17 protein-coding genes and 4 tRNA genes are annotated in these 18,095 nt (G+C 57.5%); 15 read left to right on the top strand and 6 right to left on the bottom strand.

From position 1 onward, the window contains the following. Nucleotides 1-61: 61 nt before the first annotated feature. From lon to Q1A51_RS01320, 3 genes are all read left to right on the top strand, one after another. Complete coding sequence (gene lon, locus Q1A51_RS01330; RefSeq protein ID WP_299602880.1) at nucleotides 62-2,470, top strand: endopeptidase La; 2,409 nt, start codon at nucleotides 62-64, stop codon at nucleotides 2,468-2,470. Nucleotides 2,471-2,669: 199 nt separating this feature from the next. After that, nucleotides 2,670-3,170: an HU family DNA-binding protein gene (locus Q1A51_RS01325; RefSeq protein WP_299671108.1), complete on the top strand. Its 501-nt coding sequence runs from the start codon at nucleotides 2,670-2,672 to the stop codon at nucleotides 3,168-3,170. A gap of 59 nt (nucleotides 3,171-3,229) precedes the next feature. After that, a tRNA-Val gene (locus Q1A51_RS01320) sits at nucleotides 3,230-3,304 on the top strand. 72 nt (nucleotides 3,305-3,376) lie between these two features. Here the strand turns inward: Q1A51_RS01320 and Q1A51_RS01315 are convergent. Continuing rightward, on the bottom strand, nucleotides 3,377-3,682 hold the full coding sequence (locus Q1A51_RS01315; protein ID WP_299602874.1) for a YciI family protein: 306 nt from the start codon (nucleotides 3,680-3,682) through the stop codon (nucleotides 3,377-3,379). Between the two features lie 85 nt (nucleotides 3,683-3,767). Between Q1A51_RS01315 and Q1A51_RS01310 the strand changes: the two genes are divergently transcribed. From Q1A51_RS01310 to Q1A51_RS01300, 3 genes are all read left to right on the top strand, one after another. After that, the gene (locus Q1A51_RS01310) at nucleotides 3,768-4,574 is read left to right on the top strand and encodes a LysR family transcriptional regulator (protein WP_299602872.1); all 807 of its coding nucleotides are present in this window, start codon (nucleotides 3,768-3,770) and stop codon (nucleotides 4,572-4,574) included. A 9-nt stretch (nucleotides 4,575-4,583) separates the two neighbouring features. Then, nucleotides 4,584-5,165 (top strand): histidine phosphatase family protein, encoded by a 582-nt coding sequence (locus Q1A51_RS01305; RefSeq protein WP_299602870.1) that lies wholly within the window; start codon nucleotides 4,584-4,586, stop codon nucleotides 5,163-5,165. 35 nt (nucleotides 5,166-5,200) lie between these two features. Continuing rightward, nucleotides 5,201-5,276 (top strand) — tRNA-Val (locus tag Q1A51_RS01300). A gap of 156 nt (nucleotides 5,277-5,432) precedes the next feature. Here the strand turns inward: Q1A51_RS01300 and Q1A51_RS01295 are convergent. Further along, nucleotides 5,433-6,407 (bottom strand): lipase family protein, encoded by a 975-nt coding sequence (locus Q1A51_RS01295; protein WP_299602867.1) that lies wholly within the window; start codon nucleotides 6,405-6,407, stop codon nucleotides 5,433-5,435. Between the two features lie 205 nt (nucleotides 6,408-6,612). Here Q1A51_RS01295 and Q1A51_RS01290 point away from each other — a divergent pair, with 205 nt between their 5' ends. Together Q1A51_RS01290 and Q1A51_RS01285 are read left to right on the top strand one after the other, a co-directional pair. After that, nucleotides 6,613-7,323 carry a LuxR family transcriptional regulator gene (locus Q1A51_RS01290; RefSeq protein WP_299602864.1) on the top strand — a complete coding sequence of 237 codons (711 nt, stop codon included), beginning with the start codon at nucleotides 6,613-6,615 and terminating at the stop codon, nucleotides 7,321-7,323. Nucleotides 7,324-7,411: 88 nt separating this feature from the next. Next, a complete protein-coding gene (locus Q1A51_RS01285) occupies nucleotides 7,412-7,657 on the top strand; it encodes a hypothetical protein (RefSeq protein WP_299602860.1) in 246 nt (81 codons plus the stop codon). Between the two features lie 84 nt (nucleotides 7,658-7,741). Here Q1A51_RS01285 and Q1A51_RS01280 read toward each other — a convergent pair whose 3' ends face one another. Then, the gene (locus Q1A51_RS01280) at nucleotides 7,742-9,238 is read right to left on the bottom strand and encodes a hypothetical protein (protein WP_299602858.1); all 1,497 of its coding nucleotides are present in this window, start codon (nucleotides 9,236-9,238) and stop codon (nucleotides 7,742-7,744) included. A gap of 238 nt (nucleotides 9,239-9,476) precedes the next feature. Here Q1A51_RS01280 and Q1A51_RS01275 point away from each other — a divergent pair, with 238 nt between their 5' ends. The 4 genes from Q1A51_RS01275 to Q1A51_RS01260 all read left to right on the top strand — a co-directional run bounded on the left by Q1A51_RS01275 (nucleotide 9,477) and on the right by Q1A51_RS01260 (nucleotide 11,188). Continuing rightward, the gene (locus Q1A51_RS01275; protein ID WP_299602856.1) at nucleotides 9,477-10,415 is read left to right on the top strand and encodes a pirin family protein; all 939 of its coding nucleotides are present in this window, start codon (nucleotides 9,477-9,479) and stop codon (nucleotides 10,413-10,415) included. Then, nucleotides 10,412-10,945: a GNAT family N-acetyltransferase gene (locus Q1A51_RS01270; protein ID WP_299602853.1), complete on the top strand. Its 534-nt coding sequence runs from the start codon at nucleotides 10,412-10,414 to the stop codon at nucleotides 10,943-10,945. The genes Q1A51_RS01275 and Q1A51_RS01270 overlap by 4 nt, the downstream gene beginning before the upstream one ends. 40 nt (nucleotides 10,946-10,985) lie before the next feature. Beyond that, a tRNA-Asp gene (locus Q1A51_RS01265) sits at nucleotides 10,986-11,062 on the top strand. A gap of 49 nt (nucleotides 11,063-11,111) precedes the next feature. Then, a tRNA-Asp gene (locus Q1A51_RS01260) sits at nucleotides 11,112-11,188 on the top strand. 108 nt (nucleotides 11,189-11,296) lie between these two features. Here the strand turns inward: Q1A51_RS01260 and Q1A51_RS01255 are convergent. Beyond that, nucleotides 11,297-12,049 carry a hypothetical protein gene (locus tag Q1A51_RS01255; RefSeq protein WP_299605952.1) on the bottom strand — a complete coding sequence of 251 codons (753 nt, stop codon included), beginning with the start codon at nucleotides 12,047-12,049 and terminating at the stop codon, nucleotides 11,297-11,299. Nucleotides 12,050-12,139: 90 nt separating this feature from the next. On the opposite strand from Q1A51_RS01255, the gene Q1A51_RS01250 reads away from it, so the two are divergent. Then, entirely contained in the window at nucleotides 12,140-13,012 is an 873-nt protein-coding gene (locus Q1A51_RS01250) for a glycosyltransferase family 2 protein (protein ID WP_299605950.1), read from the top strand. 27 nt (nucleotides 13,013-13,039) lie between these two features. On the opposite strand, the gene Q1A51_RS01245 is transcribed toward Q1A51_RS01250, so the two are convergent. Continuing rightward, nucleotides 13,040-13,894 carry an alpha/beta hydrolase gene (locus Q1A51_RS01245; protein WP_299605948.1) on the bottom strand — a complete coding sequence of 285 codons (855 nt, stop codon included), beginning with the start codon at nucleotides 13,892-13,894 and terminating at the stop codon, nucleotides 13,040-13,042. Beyond that, on the bottom strand, nucleotides 13,891-15,261 hold the full coding sequence (locus Q1A51_RS01240; protein WP_299605946.1) for a M20/M25/M40 family metallo-hydrolase: 1,371 nt from the start codon (nucleotides 15,259-15,261) through the stop codon (nucleotides 13,891-13,893). The genes Q1A51_RS01245 and Q1A51_RS01240 overlap by 4 nt, the downstream gene beginning before the upstream one ends. A 222-nt stretch (nucleotides 15,262-15,483) precedes the next feature. Between Q1A51_RS01240 and hemA the strand changes: the two genes are divergently transcribed. Further along, complete coding sequence (gene hemA / locus Q1A51_RS01235) at nucleotides 15,484-16,707, top strand: 5-aminolevulinate synthase (RefSeq protein ID WP_299605944.1); 1,224 nt, start codon at nucleotides 15,484-15,486, stop codon at nucleotides 16,705-16,707. Nucleotides 16,708-16,819: 112 nt separating this feature from the next. Further along, complete coding sequence (locus Q1A51_RS01230) at nucleotides 16,820-18,025, top strand: helix-turn-helix domain-containing protein (RefSeq protein ID WP_299605942.1); 1,206 nt, start codon at nucleotides 16,820-16,822, stop codon at nucleotides 18,023-18,025. Nucleotides 18,026-18,095 lie beyond the last annotated feature (70 nt).

Raw genomic sequence — 18,095 nt, 5'->3', positions numbered from 1 at the left:
GACAGCACAAGGTTGCCGCAGAGCGGGGCCACGCTGTCTTGCCAATGATAAGGAAAAGAGCATGCAAGAGCCTTTGAACGCCTCTTACCCGGTGCTGCCGCTGCGCGATATCGTGGTTTTCCCCCACATGATCGTGCCGCTGTTTGTCGGCCGCGACAAGTCGGTCCGCGCGCTGGAAGAGGTCATGGCTGACGACAAGCAGATTCTGCTGTCGAGCCAGATTGACCCGTCCGTGGACGACCCGGAAGCGTCTGGCATCTACAAAGCCGGGGTGCTGGCGAATGTGCTGCAACTGCTGAAACTGCCCGATGGCACTGTGAAGGTGTTGGTTGAGGGGCAGGCGCGGGTGCGCATCACCGAATACCTGGACAACGACAACTTCTTTGAAGCGCGTGCCGAGTATCTGACCGAGATGCCGGGCGATATCGCCACCACCGAGGCGCTGCTGCGGTCTGTTGCCGATGAATTTGAGCGCTATGCCAAGGTGAAAAAGAACATTCCCGAAGAGGCACTGGCCGCCGTTGGGGAGACGACCGAGCCTGCGAAACTGGCCGATCTGGTGGCTGGGCATCTGGGCATTGAGGTGGACCAGAAGCAGGACTTGCTTGAGACGCTGGCGGTGAGCGAGCGGCTTGAGAAGGTCTATGGCCTGATGCAGGGCGAGATGTCTGTTCTGCAGGTCGAGAAAAAGATCAAGACCCGCGTGAAGTCCCAGATGGAGCGGACGCAGCGCGAGTATTATCTGAACGAACAGATGAAGGCGATCCAGCAAGAGCTGGGCGATGGCGAGGACGGCAAGAACGAAGTTGCTGAACTTGAAGAGAAAATCGCTGAGACCAAATTGTCGAAAGAGGCCAAGGACAAGGCCGAGGCTGAGCTGAAGAAGCTCAAGAACATGTCGCCCATGTCCGCCGAGGCGACGGTTGTGCGCAACTATCTGGACTGGATGCTGTCGATCCCGTGGGGCGTGAAATCCCGCGTGAAGAAGGATCTGGGCAAGGCCGAAGCCATTCTGGACGCCGATCACTATGGCCTGGAGAAGGTCAAGGAACGGATCGTCGAGTATCTGGCGGTGCAGCAGCGTTCGAAAAAGATGAAGGGCCCGATCATGTGTCTGGTTGGTCCACCAGGCGTGGGTAAAACCTCGCTTGGTAAGTCGGTTGCCAAGGCGACAGGGCGCGAATTCATCCGCATTTCGCTGGGTGGCGTGCGGGATGAGAGCGAAATTCGCGGTCACCGCCGGACTTACATCGGCTCGATGCCTGGCAAGATCATTCAGGCGCTGAAAAAGGCCAAGACGACGAACCCGCTCATCCTGCTCGATGAAATCGACAAGATGGGTCAGGACTTCCGTGGGGACCCGGCGTCGGCCATGTTGGAGGTACTGGATCCGGAACAGAACAGCACATTTGTCGACCACTATCTTGAGGTCGAATATGACCTGTCGAACGTGATGTTCCTGACCACGTCGAACAGCTACAACATGCCTGGGCCGCTGCTGGACCGGATGGAGATCATTCCGCTGGCCGGCTACACCGAGGACGAAAAGCGCGAGATTGCCAAGCAACACCTGATCGCCAAGCAGATCAAGAACCATGGTCTGAAGACCAAGGAGTTTGAACTGACCGATGAGGCGCTGAGCGACATCATCCGTTACTACACCCGCGAGGCGGGCGTGCGGAACCTGGAGCGCGAGATCGCCAAGGTGGCGCGGAAATCGCTGACCAAGATCGTCAAGAAAGAGGTTGAAGAGGTTGTTGTAACCTCTGAAAATCTCGACGATTTCCTCGGCGTGCGCAAGCATCGTTACGGTCTGGCGGAACAGGATGATCAGATCGGTGTTGTCACCGGGCTTGCCTGGACGTCGGTGGGGGGCGACCTGCTGCACATTGAGGCGCTCAAGCTGCCGGGCAAAGGTCGGATGAAGACCACCGGTAAACTCGGTGACGTGATGAAGGAGTCGATCGACGCGGCAAGTTCATATGTGCGGTCCATCAGCCCCGATATAGGGGTGAAGCCGCCGCTGTTCGACAAGACCGACATCCACGTACACGTGCCGGATGGTGCGACCCCCAAGGATGGCCCGTCTGCGGGTCTGGCGATGGTGACCTCGATCGTGTCCGTTCTGACCGGTATTCCTGTGCGCAGGGACATTGCAATGACCGGCGAAGTCAGTCTGCGCGGCAATGCGATGCCTATCGGCGGCTTGAAAGAAAAGCTGCTGGCGGCCTTGCGGGGCGGGATCAAGACCGTTCTCATACCTGAGGAGAACGAGAAGGATCTGGCCGACATTCCGGACAACGTGAAAGAGGGGCTTGAGATCATTCCCGTCACCCACGTGACCGAGGTGTTGAAACGTGCCTTGGTGTCGAAACCGGACGCCATTGAATGGGACGAGGCAGCCGAAGAAGCAGCCGCGGCCGCGGCCGCCGCTGCCCGCGATACTGGTGCGGGCGCAACTGCCCACTGATCAGTCTCGAATGAAGATCGGCGCGCAAGCTTTTGTTTGTGCGCCTTTTTTGTGCCTATCTAACCGTTGTGCTTGGTCAATTCTGTTGCCAAAACCGCGACAATCGAAGTTCCTTTTATTGTTTTGTTGCTAACTTATGGATTGAGTCACCGTTCCGCGCTATGCAGGGATCAAGCAGTCCAGAACGGAAGAGGCCAAAATGGCAACCCGCACAACAAAAACCACAACCAAGACTACGTCGACGCGCAGCTCTGCAACAAAGCCGAAGACGATAACGACCAAGTCCAAGGCAGTGGCCACAAAACCCGAGACCTCGGTCAAGCCGTCCACAGCCACAACAAAGGCGGCCACAGCGGCACCCGTTGTTGTGGATGCACCGACTCCGGTGGTGGCAGGACCGATGATGCGTAAGAAAGAGTTGATTGATGCGGTTGTTGCGCGCAGCGGCATGAAAAAGAAAGATGTCAAACCGGCGGTTGAAGCCACTTTGGCAGTTCTCGGCGAGGCTCTGCAAGACGGGCGCGCGCTCAATCTGCATCCGATGGGCAAGGTCAAGATCAATCGCGAGAAAAAGTTGGCGTCAGGCCGCATGTTTGTTGCGCGCATTCGTCAGAACGACACCCCGGCTGCCACGCAAACGGACGAGACCACGACAGTCACGAAGACAACCGATACGTCAGACAAGGCCGCAGCCGAGTAGAATTCTACCCTCCGGGGCCTTGCATGGTCTGGTGCAGTTGGCTAAGACGCGCGGACTTTGGGTGATTAGCTCAGTGGTAGAGCGCTTCGTTCACATCGAAGATGTCAGCAGTTCGAATCTGTTATCACCCACCACCCCTCCTTTATTGGCTTCCATGTGCCTTACATCATCTTGTGAGTGAGCAGGCAGTGCGGTGGATGGGCCGCCTATGTTGCCGCCTTCGGCGGCATGGCCACACCGTTGGCGAACACGTGGTTCCACCGCAGGATGCGAACAGATTTGCGCAAGCCGGTCGGCCAGAATGGGTCCGCTTCGACCAGTGCACGTGCTTTGTCCATGGATCCGACATTCACAATCCATGCGCCGCCAGCTGCGATATCACCATCAAATAACGGGCCTGCAGATTGAATTGCATCTGCGTGCGCTGTCAGGAATGCCAAGTGATCCGGCATGTACTGCGCCCGCACGTGATCGTGGTCTGGCGCATCTTCGAAAAGGATCAGGTAGGGCATTTACCGGCTCCACTGTTGTCAGTACCTGTATCGACCTGCGAAAATCCTGTGTGAATGGATATCTTCAAGGTAATGGGTTGCAAAAATGCAGGATTGGGACTGGGACGATCTTCGAACACTTCAGGCTGTTGCGCGCGCTGGCAGCTTTGCGAAGGCAGCCGACGAAATGGGACGGCATGAAACCACGGTTGCGCGCCGTGTGCGCAGGCTGGAACAGGTAACGGGTCAAATTCTGTGGCGCGGTGCGGACGCAGGTTCAACGGCAGAGGGGACCCTGTTGTTGTCTCATATCGACCGGATGCAGGCCGAAGCGGCGGCGGCGGCCAATGCGCTGTCTGGGCAGGGTTGGCTGACTGGTTCGGTTTGTATCACTGCAGTGCCGTGGATCGTTGAAAGCGCTGTGTTGCCAGTTGTGCGGCACTGGTCCGAAAAGGCCCCCAATATCCGGCTGTCCCTGTTGTCGGATCACTCAAATCTTCGCCTGATGCACGGTGAAGCAGATATTGCATTGCGGATGGCCGAGCCGCGTGACGAGGGGGATGCTGTCGCGCGCAAGATCTGTGACGTGCCGTTTGTGGTCGCGGGTTGCGGCGATTGGGTGGGTTATGTGGAAGAGATGGCGCATTTGCCCCAAGCCCAATGGTCAGAGGCTGAACCCGGGGCTGTCTGTCTGCGTATTTCGGATGTGGATGCGGCACATGCAGCTGTGCGCCAGGGTTTGGGCAAGGCGTGGTTGCCATTGTGCAAGACGGAAGGTCTGCATGTGACCGATGCCAGACGGCGTGTGCGTCCCTTGTGGTGCATTCTGCACCCGCGCAGCAGGCATGCGCCCGCGATCCGCGCGGTTGTCGAGGGGGTGTTGCCCCTTGTGAAGACCCGTTTGCAGGGGTAGCCGGGTGGGATGAGGTATCCCGATCTTCTGATCCTGCGCCACGGCGAAACCGAGTGGAACCGTATTGGGCGTATGCAGGGCGCGGCAGACAGCCCTCTGACCGATCTTGGCCGTACGCAGGCCAAAGCGCAGGGACGGTTGTTGGCCAAGCGTGACCTGACCGGATGGGGGTACCGCGTCAGCCCGCTGGGGCGATGTCGTGAAACGGCGCGTATTGCCTTGGGCCGCAAGATCGAGGGTGCCCAGGAGGATTCGCGTCTGGTCGAGATCACGTTGGGGGATTGGACCGGAAAAATGCGGACCGAGATCGCTGCTGAGGTGCCGCACCTGTTCGACCAAGGTGATGGGATGGAGTGGTATGACCACGCCCCGGGCGGCGAGGGTTTGGAAGGAATCTATGCCCGCACCGGTGCGTTTCTGTCAGAATTGAACGCACCCACTGTCATTGTGACGCACGGGATTACGTCGCGCATCCTGCGGTGTCACTATCTGGGCCTTGAGCCTGCGGCCTTTGCCGATCTGCCGGGTGGGCAGGGTGTGATCTACCACATGTCGAACGGGTCACAGAACTGTCTTGCAGAAGGGGGTTGAAGGTCCTGACAACCTTGCGCTAAGAGGCGTCTAACGGGTCGTTAGCTCAGTTGGTAGAGCGCTTCGTTTACACCGAAGATGTCGGGAGTTCGAGCCTCTCACGACCCACCATATCCTCCGTCCCTCTACAGTGTTTCGACAACGAGTAAACTTGGCTGTGGTGACAGCCGTGCCGATGGCCCACCGAGACCGTCGCCCGAACAATGGCTGTCAGCGATTTTGAATACGTTCTTCGCCTCGAAAATGCACTGAAACCCGAGGCGCTGCCTACACGATCGACAGGGCCCGCGCGGGATCCTTGTAAACAAGATGCGTAGGGTCCGTGGGACTTTCACGCGTCTTTTTACTCAGATGTTTGCGCAGAATCTGGCAGGTCCTTTGCAATTCGTGGTCCTTGATAACTGAGAGGCTTGGGATGGCGTCAAGGATCTGTTCATCGCGATCCAGTGTCACGGACTGATCCGGTTCAATGAAATTCAGCTGACCGACATGGTAGTATACTTCGTCCACACCGAAGTTGTCGGATATGGGCAGATAGGCCGCGAATTCCTTGTTGTTCACCCAGCGGAATGTAGGGCCTTTGACATGGTGTTCGTAGGCATCGCGGAACTTGTGATTTCCGACGCGAGGGGCGCCGAACGTGTATACGCCGTCAACCGGTAATGGTTCGGCTCGGGCAAATCGGTACGCGCAAAGGGTTGCGAGCGCACCACCAAGACTGTGCCCAGTCAGAAACACCTTTTGGTTGTTGTTGCGGCGTGACTTCACCTTGGCGAAGATCTCAGGATAGCGCGAATTGAGGGACGTCCAGAAACCGCGATGGACACGCACGTTGGTCACCCCGCCTAAATGCGTGGGAACATCCACCATGCGATGGTTGATATTGCTGATCCAGTCCTGCGGGTTGCTTTCGCTGCCGCGAAAGACAACAAAGATCACCCGACTGGTGGCGACAATTGCCACTTCGACGTCGAAGATTGAGGTAATTGACCCGCTGGACTCTACCGTTTCCAGTTCGGCCTTGTCGTCCGGATCACTTAGTGCCCGCACTTGCGCCCGTATAACATCCGACCATTTGCCGTTGACGACGGATGGTTGATGATATGCATAAAAACTGAGAACGGACAGAAGATAGGCATTGGTCATGGAGTGCCCGGTGGCGGTTTCACGAAAATATTGAAGCATAATCAGTTCCCTTTTTAAAAATGGACCAAGCATAGGAATACTGATCTGTTGCGCCAAGAAAATTTTGGGGCAGAGCCATCGTGTTGGGTTCGTTGTGCTGCACTCCTGTTGCCTGTCTGCGCCTCACTCACATTCGTTTGGCATTGAGTGGCTTGTTCGCATTGAAAGCGTGCAGTGGCGTTATCAAATCTCTGATTTGAGCTGGGATGGCGGCGATCTTGGCCCTGGGCGTGCTCGCCTGTTTTCAAGTTAAGGGATTGCAATGACACATACTGCATTGGAGGCCATTCGCGCTGAAACGGATACGGGTGCCTTGTGGGCGCTGTTGTTGCTCTATTTCCACGACCGGGGCATCACCAAGGTCAGTTATCACCATTTTTCCGGAGACGTGCGCGCGCAGGATGCGGTGAACGTGAATGCAGATGGTTTTTCCGAGGAGTGGGTGTGTCATTATGTCGAGCAGAAGCTCTATACTATCGACCCGATCACTGAATTTGCGCAAAGCGTGACAGCACCGTTCCGATGGTCGAACATTCGCAATCTTGTGCGCCTGACCGTGGATCAGAAGCGATACCTGAACGACATGCGCGATGCTGGAGTGGGCGATGGTCTTGCATTCCAGGTTTTTGGCCCGGGGGTGCGCAATGGCTATGTTGGTTTAGGCATGAATGCGGCTGGTGATTTTCCAAGCGATGCGCTTGTCTTGGATTTTCAGGTTGTCGCACAAGCGGGGCATATCCGGTATTGCGAGTTGAACCCGACGTCTTTTTCCGGCGTTGACCTGTCCCCGCGCGAGCGCCAAATCCTGCGGTGGATTGCACGTGGCAAGTCTAACAGCAGTATTGCGGACATTCTGCTTTTGTCGCCTCATACAGTGGATACTCTGGTGCGCCGCATCTTTTCCAAGCTAGGGGTGACTGATCGAACAACCGCGGCGGTCAAGGGGATCGGGGCAGGGCTTATTTTGCCTTGATGGCTGTCACGTAACTGCGTGACATGACAGGCTGTTGGTATCGCTCATAAAATACAGTCATCAAACATGTGTTCAAAGGGCCCGGGACATGCTGGAAACCGAGAGTCAAAGTCAGCCGCTGGGCACCTACGTTCAAAGCTTGTTGCGTGAGCTGGATGACCTGCCGCAGGAGGGCAGAACCAGTGCCGTGTTGGCCGTCACGGCACACCTTTTGGAATATGCGGCATTCGAGGTCGCTCAGTCAGACGAAGCCCGACAAGTGGCGCGGCTGATCGTTTTGGCGGCGGATATGGAACGGACGGCGTTGCAGTTGCAGGGCAAGCCGTTGTCTTGACCAATGCTTGTCAATTGGAGCGGATGACGTCTGTGCCACGAGGCGCGATTGGACGCCGCGCATATGTGCGCGGCGTCCGGTATTTTATTGGGCCGGTTTCAGCGGCTCAATCTCGGAATAGACGTGCGACAGACCGAACTCTTCAAAGCTGTTTGGCGTGCCTTCTGTCAGGTTGTGACAGCTAAAGCAGTTGGTCCCTTGCGTGTAAGTCTCCATCGTCATGTTCGCGATGGTGGTCGAACCACGCAGGTTCAGGGCCTGGTTCGCCGTTTGGTTGGGAATTGGTGCGGCGCCGCCACTCGGAGGTGTCGTTGTCCAGACGCTGCCGGTCTGGATATAATTCGCGCGAATGTCACCTTTCGCCAATTGGCTGCGCACCGAATTGTTGATCGACAGCAACAGCGTGTTGTTGGTGACCGTTGTACTTGACGGATCATTGGCAAGGCTGCCCCAGGGATATTCCCGCACCGTATTCGACGGGACGATTCCGCCTTCACAGACCGGCTCTCCGGTACCGCTGACATTGACTGCAATCGTGCCATCTTTGTTGGCCTTCATACATTCGATGTTGGCACCGTCCTGCGCGCCGCTTTCGGCCATGAAGAGAAAGTCGTGATTGCTGTCAAAATCGTTCAGGGTGATCGTGCCGTCATCCGCCAAGTAGTAATAGGGCGCGTCGGGCGCATTGTTGTAGTGTTCGAACGTCGCCCAGACAAATTCCGGGTGATCTTGGACCGTGCCCACAACGTGTATGCCGGTGAGGGCGAGTGTCACGGTCTTGGTGGGGGTTGTTGCATCGACGGACATGGCCGTGTTGTCGGCATTCGCGACGAAGTTTGGAATCGTACCCTCAATCGTCAGGTAGGTGCCGCTGTCCGAGAGCGTGCTGGCTTCAACCCATGACGTCTTGAGTTCCATTGCCAGCTGATTGCCAGTCAGAAGTGTGGTGCCGCTCCAGCTGTCACTCATGTAGGTCTGCAAGTCGGTCAGATCTGCCTGCGTGTATGGAAAGGTCGTTTTGGACGCGAGATTCGAGGTCGGATCCTTCTGTCCTGTCAGGAAGTAGGCATAGGCATCGTTCGCCGCCAGCCCGTAGTAGACCAAGGAACTGTCTTGCGACATCAGGACACCGGATGATCCGGCCTGGCCGATTTCGCCAATGTCGTCGCCAGCAGGTGTGTCAGCTTTTTCACTGCGAACCTGCAAAGCCGTTGGGGTGGATGCGGTGTTTTCAATAAACACGCGGTTGCCGCTGCTGTCGACGGGGGCAATCGTGAAGAAATTTGGGCTGTCCAGTACCAGTTTGGTGCCGTCTGTAGACGTCAGCCAGAGGAACATCTGCGCACCCCAAGTGTAGAAATCGCATCTGTCAGGGTCGTCGTTGTACGTCGATGTAAATGTGACGGAGTCCGGGGCGTCGATGGCAGCGTTTTCTGCAACTGACCCTCCGGCGAACCAGCCGTTTATCGTGTCTGACGACACGACACAGGTGGGGGCCATGTCTGTGGGTACGATACTATCGGCCCAAACCGGGCCTGCAACGGCTGCGCAAGCCGCTGTGAAACATACTAAAGTCTTCATGTTATCCTCTGTTTTCTGGGTACCTGCAATTGTGGGTACCTGCGCTCGTTATACGGGAGGTTGATCCTATCACAAAGGAGTTTACTCGTAGAAGTTGCGCTTTGAATCAATCTCGAGTTGTGATGCGGGCATGGCCGCCGTCGATCGTGCTTGGATGCACAGGGGCCGTGGACGACAATTGCTTGTTGGTCAGCATACCCCAACTATCTTGATCATATGACGCGTAAGGAGACATGCCATGAGCTGGAACCCGGCCCTTGATCCCGATTGCCCCAAAGGGGATGCCGTTGACGCAATTGAAACTGTCATTGTGCCGCGTGCTCGTGATCTGGGTGGGTTCGAGGTGCGCCGCGCCTTGCCCGCGCCCAAGCGGCAGATGGTGGGCCCGTTCATCTTCTTTGATCAGATGGGGCCGGCGGAGTTCGTGACTGGAAAAGGCATTGATGTCCGTCCGCACCCGCATATCGGGTTGGCCACTGTCACGTACCTCTACAAAGGTAAAATACATCACAGGGACAGCCTTGGCACGGATCAGTGGATCGAACCGGGCGCGGTGAACTGGATGGTGGCTGGCCACGGGATTACCCACTCTGAACGCACGGATGGCGAGATCCGCAAGAAACCGCATAACCTGTTCGGCATTCAGACTTGGGTTGCTTTGCCCAAGGACGCCGAGGATGATCCGGCCGATTTTCAGCACGCGCCCAAGGACACGCTGCCGTTTCTGGAGGGGGAAGGCAAAGAGGTGCGCCTGATCCTCGGGGATGCGTGGGGCGAGACGGCGCCCGTGCAGACGTTTTCCGAGATGTTTTATGCGGACGCTGTTCTTGAGGCAGGCGCCCGTATTCCTTTGCCCGACAACCATGAGGATCGTGGTGTTTACGTCGTCGAAGGGTCGGTGACTGTAGCCGGAGATGCCTACAACGCGGGGCAGATGATGGTTTTTCGTCCCGGAGACGCCATTTCGCTGGCGGCAGGTGAGCAGGGCGCGCGACTGATGCTTCTTGGTGGAGCGACGTTGGAGGGATCGCGGTACATTTGGTGGAACTTTGTGGCGTCATCACAGGACCGCATTGATGCGGCCAAGGAGGCTTGGCGCGCGGGCGATTGGGCGCATGGCCGGTTTCAATTGCCGCCCGGGGATGAAAGCGAGTTCATTCCACTGCCGGACAAATGACGGTACGCTTGCGCCGTGCGGAGCCAGAAGATGCACCTGCGCTTGCGGCCTTGCACGCGCGAAGCTGGCGGGCGTCCTATGCGCCATATGTTCCGGCAGAGGTCCTGGGTGCGCCGCTTGATGACAATATGCGCGCGCGGTGGGATAGCTGGCCTGCCGACCGGTTGATCTTGCTGGCCGAAGACGGCGATGCCGTGCTGGGGTTCGCCGCCGTGGTGCGGCAGGATGTGCCGCTTCTGGACAATCTGCACGTCGATCCGGACGCGCGCAGCGGCGGTGTTGGTGCGCGGCTGCTGAAGATGATGTCTGCGTGTCTGGTGGAAGAGGGCGCCACCGCCTTGCGTCTGGTTGTGATTGCCGACAATGCGCGTGCCCGCCGCTTCTATGTCCGCATGGGAGGACAAGAGGGCACCCCCCACGACGAAACACTGCTTGGGGCGACGGTACGCATGGTGCCGTTTCGTTGGTCTGGTGCCGCCTTTGACATTCTGGCAGCAGATTTCGACTGCCAAGCGGGAAAAGACGCTTGACGGGGCGGGGGGCTGATCATAAACCCGCCAAACGCAGCGGGCGGTTGTAGCTCAGTTGGTTAGAGTACCGGCCTGTCACGCCGGGGGTCGCGGGTTCGAGCCCCGTCAACCGCGCCACTGCTGCTCTCTGGTCCCGGAGGAATGGGCACGCCGAAAGGCAAAATGCGCGGTTGTAGCTCAGTTGGTTAGAGTACCGGCCTGTCACGCCGGGGGTCGCGGGTTCGAGCCCCGTCAACCGCGCCACTTTTCCCAACCTCCAAGCCATGCTGATTGCTCTGTGATTGCCTTGCGGTGTAACGAGGGGCCAGCCCCTCGTGCTCCCCGAAGTTTACCTGGCAAGATGAAAGAGGATCAGTAGATGTAGCCCAATTGCGCTTCGAGGTCTGTGTCTACAGAGCTGCGCAGGTGCGTCATGTCCTCTGGGCTCCAGCGGTCGGGCAGGGCGGGGCGATCTGCAACGGCGGGTTTGAATTTTGAGCCAAGCCGTTTGACGACGGGGCGGTATTCGGCATGCGGTTGAGCAGAGCCAAGACCGGACGTCAAAGCATCGAGTGTTGCCCGTGGTCGCTCTTGCGTATCCTCCATACGGAGAATGGCGCAAGTGCAGTCACGGTTCAGGAGCGACAACATCCCGTTGAGTTTTGCGGTGCGCAGGGCAAACAGTGTTTCAAAAGGTGCGCCCGTTGCCGGATGCCTGTCATGTTGCAAAGGCAGGCCGACACTGCCTTCCGGGACCAGCCCTTCGAAGTATCGGGGACGGTCAATGATCGTGTCCCATGGTGCGCGAATGAACTCTGAAAAAGGCATGGCCTGCATGGCGGGTGTCGTGTGCCATGGCTTCGAAAACATGGACCGCGCCCATGTGTCAGCCCTTCGTACAACGACGATCACTGCCAAGTCCGACGGGATCGCCATCATGTGGGGAAAGCCATGTTTCCAGCCCAGTGCTTCGGTTGGTACTAGGTTTGTGTTCCGGCCCAACAAGCGCTTGACGAAATTCGTGCCCGATGACCGTTCTCCGATGATCTGATAGCCCGTGATCGGCGTTTCACCCGCACGCCTGACATGCAGGCCGGTTCGGGCAAAGTCTGGGGGCAGTGTCATGCGCAGCCTCTGGGGCAAAATAACGATTCTCTTGGCCGGGTCCTTGCGATAGGGTGCGCAAAAATAACCCTTTGAGCAGGACCTTAGCAGATGCAGACAGTGGCCGTCGTGACCATGGTGCGCGATGACGCGTTTTTCTTGAAAGCGTGGCTGCGCCACTACGGTGAGATGTTTGGGCGCGAGAATTGCTATGTCATCAATCATGGTCGTGGTGCCGAAGTGGCCGAGCTGGCCGCCGGGTGCAACATCGTCGGCATTCCTGGGGACCCGCACAAGAATTTCGACATCAAGCGTTGGGGACTACTGAACAACCTCGTTGGGGGACTACGGCGCTACTACCGTCATGTGATCGTTGGTGACGTGGATGAACTGGTCGTGCGTGACCCGGAGGCGGGCGGTACGTTGCTGGATTTTCTGGAAGATGCGCCTGATGGTCGCGTGTTGACGCCGCTTGGTCTTGAGGTGATCCATCGCATCGATCTCGAACAGGACGAGATCACAGATCACATCATTGGTCCGCGCCGTCATGTGCGTCCGGCACCACATTATTCCAAGCCTTGCATCATCTCTGTCCCAGTCAAGATCGCGCGGGGCGGGCATTTCACGCAGGCCGACAAGCTGTTCACACCGGACGATTTGTACCTCATGCATCTGAAGTTCTGTGATTTCGGCGCATATGTCGGCGTGATGGATCACCGCAATGCGGTCACCGATGAGGTGAATGCATCGGTCAAGGAAGCCTCGATAGGTCGCCACTGGTTTGCAGAAGCGCGGGGGGAGGATCGAGAGGTTTTCGAAGACTTCGCCAAGCTCGAAATGGTCGATGAGTTCGACATGCGCCCGTTGCGTCGGAAGATGCAGCGCAGTTTCAAACCGCGTGGCGATACTGGATATTATCATTTCGACCGCCCGGACTATGCTACCCAGTATGTGTTGCCCGAGAGGTTTGTGGGCGTGATTTGACGTGCGGGGCGCACCGGCAGTTGCGCCTTACTTTTGCGAACTCAAGAAATCGGTAAGGGCCTTTGCGGTCTCCACGGAGTGTGTGTCTGGGAAGAAATGTCCGCCGGGCAGCCCCTTCGCTTGCATGTTTGTCAGCCGATCCGCCCAGGTGGCAGCCACGTCATAGGATCGTCCCATGACTCCGTCTGCGCCATAAAGCACAAGGGCAGGGCAATCGACTGATCGCCCGAGATACGAGGCGTCGAGGTCGAAATCAACATCGATGCCGGCGCGGTAGTCGTTGCACATCGTGCGGATGCAATCGGGATCGCGCCATGAAGTGCGATACGCCTCAAGCGCGTCAGCGTCGAACCCGCCCGTACCACCGCCCCAACCGGCCAGGCAGCTTTCGAAATAGGCATCGGGATCATGGCCGATCAGCGTTTCCGGAAACGGTGCAGGTTGAGCCAGAAAGAACCAGTGATAGTATGCGCGCGCAAACTGCTGCGTCACCTCGTTCAGCAGCAAATGGGTCGGTACAATATCCATCAAGGTGAGGGACAGGACGCTGTTGGCACTATCCAAAGCCATGCGATGTGCGGTGCGCGCGCCGCGGTCGTGACCGACGAGGTGGAATTGATCAAAGCCGAGATGTTCCATCAGCGCCCGTTGATCAGTGGCCATGTTGCGAAAGCTCATATCCTCCATCCGCGCTGGTTTGGTGCTGGCACCGTAGCCGCGTAAATCGGCGGTGACGACGGTGAAGTCCCGGGCCAGTTGTGGCGCAATGGCGTGCCACATGGCCCTGGTTTGCGGAAAACCGTGTAGAAGCAGAACCGGAGGCCCATCGCCTTGTATATCATGGGCGATGGTAACGTCTTCGGCAGTCGTGAACGTCATCATGTCAGAGCGTCGAGGATACGAGCCCAGCTGCGGATACCTTTGTGAAAGCTCTCCATGTCGTATTTTTCGTTGGGCGAGTGGATCTGATCGTCATCCTTGCCGAAGCCGACGAGCATGGGGGTGGTGCCGAGAATGTCTTGGAAATGACCTGCGATCGGAATCGAGCCACCGCAGCCGACATAGGCGGCAGGGACATTCCATTCATTCGTGAGCGCAACACGCGCCGCTTCGAAGGCCGGATCGGTTGTTTCTGTCGTCGATGCCTGGCTGGCTCCGTGGCCTGAGAATTCAACCTCGCAATCGGCGGGCAGGGCGTCCTCCACCATCTGTCGGAAGCTGTTGCGGATCTTGTGCGGGTCCTGATCGCCGACAAGGCGGAAAGACACTTTGGCGTGTGCCTTGGACGGTAGGACAGTCTTGAAGCCGTCGCCTGTGTAACCGCCCCAGATGCCATTCACATCGCAGGTCGGGCGGGACCAGATCATTTCGATTGGGGTACGGTCCTGTTCGCCTGCTGGTTCCGACAAACCCACATCGCCGAGGAACGTGCCATGGTCAAAGGCGAGGCCTTGCCATTGGCTGCGAATGTCATCCGGCAATTCGTGTACGCCGTCGTAGAACCCAGGGACCGTAACGCGACCCTGATCGTCATGCAGTGAGGCAAGGACGTGGGTAAGTACACGGATCGGGTTCATCGCGACCCCACCATACATGCCCGAATGCAAGTCTTTGTCTGGGGCGGTGATCGTGATCTCTTCGCCTAGCAATCCCCGCAGCATTGTGACGATGGACGGTACGCGGGACTCGAACATGCCGGTGTCGCAGATCAGGGCGAGGTCGGATTTCAGCTCTTCCGAGTTCTCCTGCATGAAGGGGACCAAGGACGGAGAGCCTGATTCTTCTTCGCCTTCGAAGAAGAAGGTAATGCGGCATGGCAGGGCGCCGTGCTCGGACTTCCAGGCGCGACATGCTTCAACAAAGGTCATGAGCTGACCTTTGTCATCAGATGATCCACGCCCCCGGATGACTTGCCCTTTGGCCGTTTCTTCGATCTGTGGATCGAACGGGTCGCGATCCCAAAGTTCCAACGGATCAACAGGTTGTACGTCGTAGTGCCCGTAGAACAGAAGGTGCGGTCCGTCGCCTTCTACGTGACCCACAACCATAGGGTGCCCCGGTGTTTCCCGTTTTTCTGCTGTGATGCCAATGCTTTGCAGATCCCTCACCAACCAGTCCGCCGCTGTCTGACAATGATCCGCAAATGCCGGATCGGTCGAGATCGACTGGATGCGCAATAGCTCTAGCAACCGTTCGGTTGCTTGGGGCAGATCAGCATCGATGCGGGACAGAACGGCGTCGAGGGTCATGGGGTTTCCTTTGGTTTGACTGCTGCGGCAACACTACGATGCGGCGGGGCAGTGTCCAGTGGTTGATCTGGGTCAAAGCGCAGGTTGCCTGGGTGGGGAATACCAGACCTGCGACATGACGCGCATTTGATTAGCATTGAAGCCCAATCTCGCTGTCTATATTCATTCTAAATACTGCGTCAGCGGAATGACAAAGACGCAAAGACCAAAATGGAGCCTCGCGTGGACTACACCGCCAAATTGGACACAGCCCTGCAACGCCTGCATGACGAAGGCCGTTACCGGACCTTCATCGACATCGAGCGTCAAAAGGGTCAGTTCCCACATGCGGAATGGACGCGGCCTGATGGCACCAAGGCACCAATTACCGTGTGGTGCGGCAATGACTATCTTGGCATGGGTCAAAACCCCATTGTGCTGCAAGCCATGCATGAAGCGATTGATGCGACCGGTGCCGGTTCGGGCGGGACGCGCAACATTTCGGGCACGACGGTGTACCATAAACGGCTTGAGGCCGAGCTTGCCGATCTGCACGGCAAAGATGCCGCGTTGCTGTTTACGAGCGCGTATATCGCCAACGACGCGACATTAAGCACGCTCCCTAAGCTCTTTCCGGGCCTTATTATTTATTCGGATGCATTGAACCATGCGTCGATGATCGAAGGTGTGCGTCGTAACGGTGGTGCGAAGCGTGTTTTCCGCCACAACGATGTCGAGCATCTGCGGGAGCTTTTGGAGGCTGACGATCCTGATGCGCCCAAACTGATCGCATTCGAGTCCATCTATTCGATGGATGGCGATTTTGGACCAATCGAAGAGATTTGTGATCTTGCCGACGAATTCGGCGCGCTCACATATATCGATGAGGTGCACGCCGTGGGCATGTACGGTCCGCGTGGTGCAGGTGTTGCTGAGCGTGACGGGGTGATGCACCGCATCGACATCATCAACGGCACGCTGGCGAAGGCGTATGGGGTTATGGGGGGCTACATCGCCGCATCGGCCAAGATGTGCGATGCGATCCGGTCATATGCGCCTGGATTTATTTTTACGACGTCGCTGCCACCCGCCGTCGCTGCCGGGGCGGCTGCATCGGTTGCGTTCTTGAAAACAGCTGAAAACCTGCGCGCGGACCATCAGGTACAAGCCAAGGCGTTGAAATTGCGACTGAAAGGCATGGGCTTGCCCATTATCGATCACGGCAGTCACATCGTTCCTGTCATGGTCGGTAACCCTATTCACACCAAGATGCTCAGCGATATGCTGTTGGAAGAGCACGGTATTTATGTTCAGCCGATCAACTTCCCGACTGTGCCACGCGGAACCGAACGGCTGCGATTTACACCATCGCCGGTGCATGGCCCGGAAGAGATCGATGCCCTTGTAAAAGCTATGGATAAACTGTGGTCTCATTGTGCGCTAAATCGCGCCGAGAGCGCAGGATAATTCACTAATATTCGCAAATAACATTGCCATATGTTACCGTCTGTTAAACAACAGAGGTGAAGCGAATCGAGTGGGATCGATTTGTCATCACTTGGTACAACGGGGCAGCTGTATGATCGGGCGGAAATCCGACATCGCAAAAGTTCAAGAAGACGTCGAGCCAAAGGGCTTTGACGACTTCGAGTTGCGCCTAGGCGACATCATGCGCGGCGAGCGTGCAACGATGGGCAAGTCCTTGTTGGATGTGCAGCGTGAGCTGCGGATCAAGGCAAGCTATATCGCCGCCATAGAAGCCTGTGACCCAGATGCCTTCGACACTCCGGGCTTCATCGCAGGTTACGTTAGGTCATATGCCCGTTACCTGAACATGGACCCTGATCGTTCCTTCCACACATTCTGCGCAGAAAGCGGCTTTGCTGTTGCCCATGGCATGTCAGCAGAAGCGTCCGTGGTTAAGAAAGCCGCGCGTGAAGATCGGCTGCAGAAACCTCACGGAGCCGATATCTTCGCAGCACCTGCGACCCCGTTCGTTCCAACAGGCGAGGCCGTCTGGTCACGGATTGAGCCACGCGCCGTCGGATCGTCGCTTGTGTTGCTCGCCTTGATTGGTGGCATCGGGTTTGGCGGCTATTCCGTGCTGCAAGAGGTGCAACGCGTACAGGTCGCGCCCGTGGATCAAACGCCGGTCGTTCTGTCCGATCTTGATCCATTGAGCAGCTCAAACCTGTCATTGGCCGAGCAGGGTCCCACGATTGATACGCCACGTGCGGATGCGCTGGATCGCCTGTACCGGCCGCAAGCGCTGGATGTCCCTGTGCTGGTTGCGCGCGATGCGCCAATCGCCACTTTGGACCCGCGCGAGATCGGGACTTTTGCAGCGCCCGAACCGGCAGTCACCACACCGCTGATCGGAGCGGTCGATCGCGCCTTGGCAGAGGCGATTGCACCCACCGTGCCGCAAGTGGTCGAGGAAACTGCGCCTGCGCTGACAATGGTTGCCGTGCGACCCTCCTGGGTTCGCGTGCGTGCCGCCGATGGTACCGTGATCTACGAAGCAACGATGCAGGCAGGCGATACATGGGAAGCGCCCCTGACCGAAGAAGCGCCCACGTTGCGCACTGGCGAGAGTGGTGCAATCTACTTCGCAATGAACAACAAGTTCTATGGTCCGGTTGGCCCGACTGGCGCTGTGACATCCAACTTGCCGCTGGAGATTGCAGGTCTGAAAGAGACGTATCTGCCTGTTGATGTTAGCACCGACGAGGGGCTGACCCGCTACGCCGAAGCACAAGCAACATCCACAGCGATCAGCGAATAGTCTTCGCGCCCCATTGCCGGTGTGCCTTCACCTGTCTATCTTTCGTGACAACTGCCGATGCTGAACAGGG

Source organism: uncultured Tateyamaria sp. (assembly GCF_947496075.1).
GTDB lineage: Bacteria > Pseudomonadota > Alphaproteobacteria > Rhodobacterales > Rhodobacteraceae > Tateyamaria.
The sequence above is the reverse complement of the archived record's forward strand: the minus strand, read 5'-3'. Positions and strand labels throughout refer to the sequence as shown.

What these genes read in the sequence shown, in the direction of transcription:
- Q1A51_RS01280 (WP_299602858.1), bottom strand. Translation starts at nt 9,238, where the DNA reads ATGAAGACTTTAGTATGTTTCACAGCGGCTTGCGCAGCCGTTGCAGGC.
- Q1A51_RS01270 (WP_299602853.1), top strand. Translation starts at nt 10,412, where the DNA reads ATGACGGTACGCTTGCGCCGTGCGGAGCCAGAAGATGCACCTGCGCTT.
- Q1A51_RS01255 (WP_299605952.1), bottom strand. Translation starts at nt 12,049, where the DNA reads ATGACACTGCCCCCAGACTTTGCCCGAACCGGCCTGCATGTCAGGCGT.
- lon (WP_299602880.1), top strand. Translation starts at nt 62, where the DNA reads ATGCAAGAGCCTTTGAACGCCTCTTACCCGGTGCTGCCGCTGCGCGAT.
- Q1A51_RS01230 (WP_299605942.1), top strand. Translation starts at nt 16,820, where the DNA reads ATGATCGGGCGGAAATCCGACATCGCAAAAGTTCAAGAAGACGTCGAG.
- Q1A51_RS01325 (WP_299671108.1), top strand. Translation starts at nt 2,670, where the DNA reads ATGGCAACCCGCACAACAAAAACCACAACCAAGACTACGTCGACGCGC.
- Q1A51_RS01275 (WP_299602856.1), top strand. Translation starts at nt 9,477, where the DNA reads ATGAGCTGGAACCCGGCCCTTGATCCCGATTGCCCCAAAGGGGATGCC.
- Q1A51_RS01315 (WP_299602874.1), bottom strand. Translation starts at nt 3,682, where the DNA reads ATGCCCTACCTGATCCTTTTCGAAGATGCGCCAGACCACGATCACGTG.
- Q1A51_RS01250 (WP_299605950.1), top strand. Translation starts at nt 12,140, where the DNA reads ATGCAGACAGTGGCCGTCGTGACCATGGTGCGCGATGACGCGTTTTTC.
- Q1A51_RS01240 (WP_299605946.1), bottom strand. Translation starts at nt 15,261, where the DNA reads ATGACCCTCGACGCCGTTCTGTCCCGCATCGATGCTGATCTGCCCCAA.
- Q1A51_RS01305 (WP_299602870.1), top strand. Translation starts at nt 4,584, where the DNA reads ATGAGGTATCCCGATCTTCTGATCCTGCGCCACGGCGAAACCGAGTGG.
- Q1A51_RS01310 (WP_299602872.1), top strand. Translation starts at nt 3,768, where the DNA reads ATGCAGGATTGGGACTGGGACGATCTTCGAACACTTCAGGCTGTTGCG.
- Q1A51_RS01285 (WP_299602860.1), top strand. Translation starts at nt 7,412, where the DNA reads ATGCTGGAAACCGAGAGTCAAAGTCAGCCGCTGGGCACCTACGTTCAA.
- Q1A51_RS01290 (WP_299602864.1), top strand. Translation starts at nt 6,613, where the DNA reads ATGACACATACTGCATTGGAGGCCATTCGCGCTGAAACGGATACGGGT.
- Q1A51_RS01245 (WP_299605948.1), bottom strand. Translation starts at nt 13,894, where the DNA reads ATGATGACGTTCACGACTGCCGAAGACGTTACCATCGCCCATGATATA.